Origin of the sequence: Vibrio sp. V19_P1S1T109, assembly GCF_002241375.1 — a bacterium.
GTDB classification, from domain to species: Bacteria; Pseudomonadota; Gammaproteobacteria; order Enterobacterales; family Vibrionaceae; genus Vibrio; species Vibrio anguillarum.
The window spans coordinates 1-2,678 of the sequence record NZ_NDIM01000310.1 but is presented as its reverse complement, the minus strand read 5'-3'; the positions used below and the strand labels follow the sequence as shown (position 1 = coordinate 2,678).

Annotated in this window: 1 protein-coding gene; it reads left to right on the top strand. The window is 42.1% G+C overall.

The genetic code is table 11. The features are described from left to right. Positions 1-155 precede the first annotated feature (155 nt). Positions 156-2,678, top strand: a 2,523-nt coding sequence (locus tag B9J87_RS15050; protein ID WP_141201582.1) for an inverse autotransporter beta domain-containing protein, incomplete at its 3' end; no start/stop codon positions are given.

Sequence of the window (2,678 nt, the reverse complement as noted above, 5' to 3'; positions counted from 1 at the left end):
TTCATACATTGTGTGAAATTCAGGGATTACATTCCTATCCAAATCAGGTTAGTGTTTGTATTAGTTAATAAGGATATAAAAACGCCAAGGTGACAGGTGAAAATTCTTAGTCCATCTTGATCACTTTCAAATGCAGCAACATAACGGTAGATAAAATGTTATATCGGTATTTGTCAATTTTTTTGTCATTTATTATTCCTATTCAAGCCTTTTCTAATTCTTACTTTGAGCATGAGGTTAATGATGGCTTGTACATTCAAAAAGACACACGTTCCGTTAGTTCAGTGCCAATTGAATTTATTGATAGTATTAATTCAATTGGTATTGACTTTATCCATTTATTTGATGGCGTTGAGCCACCAGACACTTCTTTAGTCAATATAATTACAAAGCACTTCGGTACTTCAAATCTTTTTGTGTGGCAAGATGAGAAAGTTAATCGCTATCGGCTTATGCTGCGGGTCCCAAATGACGTCGATAAGGTACAGTACCTAGATGAAGCTAGGACGTATGTAAGTGAGGCTTTCATTTGGTCTTGGGTGGGACAGACGGATGGGCAAGTTGCTTCAACCATCAAGAGTGATTTTCAACCGGTAGCCGTTCTCAATTCACTCCCTTTGTCTGATTTAAAAGGGGTTACTCCTACTAATAATCAAGCATCATCGCTTAGTGATACGGTTGGACAGCAGGCTTTAGGCTTGCTTATGGCTTTGGATGGCAAAGATGACTCCGATTTCGGAGAAGAAGTTGAAGGGTATTTGAAACGCCAAGTTCAGGGCAGCTTCGAACAATATGCTAATCAGTATTTAAACGAGTCGCTCGAGTCTTCTTTGGAAAGCATTAACGGTGTTGTTCGTAGTTCATTAAGTGTGAGTACGTCTGGCATTAAAGGTGAGCTTGAAGCTTTGGTACCGCTATACAGTAATGACAAAGATTTTGTGTTTGTTCAACCTGGTTTTGTTTTGAACGATAAGGGCCGTTACAACGGTAGAGATTTTGTCCACGCTGGTATTGGGTATCGTACTAAAGTAGACGATTTTATGTACGGCGTAAATACGTTTTATGACTATGATTTGGAACGAGGTCATAAACGAGCAAGTATTGGTGGTGAGTTGTGGCATGAGGCATATAGCTTCTACACTAACTATTATTTCCCTCTTTCTGCATGGGTAGCCTCGCCGGATACATTTTCAACACTTGACGATATGAGTCTTCAGGAGCGCCCTGCCTATGGACTGGATGTTGGAGTATCAGGTTATTTACCTTCTTATCCCTGGCTTAGTGCTAACTTGAGTTATGAGCAACAATTTGGCAATCATGTTGAAAATGAAAGAGGTGAGAATCCTACCTCGAGCCCTTATCAAATTGGAGTATCGTTAGATTACAGCCCAATTCCGATGATAAGTTTTGGTATATCTCATAAATATGATAGTGCTACCGGTTCGGACTATTCAGCCAATCTCGGCTTTCAGTACATATTCGGTGAGAGTTTATCTAAGCAACTTGACCCTGCTTACATAAAAGGGACAAGGGGCCATGACTACCAGCAGAAAACATCTTTTGTCCAGAGAAATCACGATATTGTACTTGAGTACCGTAAAACGCCTTTCTCTATCGAGTTGGTTGGTGAAGGTGAGGTAACGATTTCTTCGGGGGTGACTCGTAATACTGCAGAATTCGTTCAGTTATCTAATTCATCAGATATTAAGCAGCTTTCTTATACTGGTAGTGCCGTACCATTTCTTACTGGTACTGGTGTATTGGCATCGTCGGGTGCTCTAAGAGCTAATAGCTCCGTACCTACTCAGTTTGTCAAAGAATTTAATCATGATATTAAGTATGCGAGTAGCGCGACTGACAATTTTTATGAGTTGACCTACGTTGCAACACTAAAAGATGGAAGCTCGTATCAAACTCGCCCACTGCGAATTAGGTTTGAGCCTCCGAGGGGCGGTAGCTTTGATCAACAAAATACTTATTCTAAATATGAAGTAACAGTAAATGATGCGATTGCCGATGGTAAGGCAACGAACGAGCTTCGAGTGACCTTGAAAGATGCTAACGATAACGCTGTGGCAGGAGAGACAATTAGCTTTACACTAAACGGCTCAGGACAAGCGGCGTCACCACTCACAGCAACAACTGATTCTAGTGGTCGGGCCATCTTTAGATTGAGCAACAAAGTTGCAGAAACAGTTACCGTTACCGCTATGCATAGCAGTGGCAGCCGTGATGCGTATGTAACGTTTTTGGCAGACCCAACCACCGCTAACATTAATGGAGTGAACTCAAGCTTTGTTGTTGTCAAGGATGGCGAGAAGGCCGATGGTAAGGCAACGAACGAGCTTCGAGTGACCTTGAAAGATGCGAATGATAACCTTGTGGCAGGCGAAGCGATTACTTTTGATGTTATCAGCGGTGATGTAACCTTGATTGAGACAAAGGTAACGACAGATACAGACGGTAAGGCGACAGCGAAAGTTACTAGTAAAAAAGCGGGTAAAGCGACGATTAGGGCGACTTACGATGGTGAGTCGAAGGAGGTAGAGGTAATTTTTGTTGCTGACAGTGCCAAGGCAGTATTAACCGCGTTTACAGTCGGTACCAATGGTCAACCTGCGAACGGCAGTGATCAGAACAGTGTTACGGCCACGGTGAAGGATCCAAACGGTAATCCA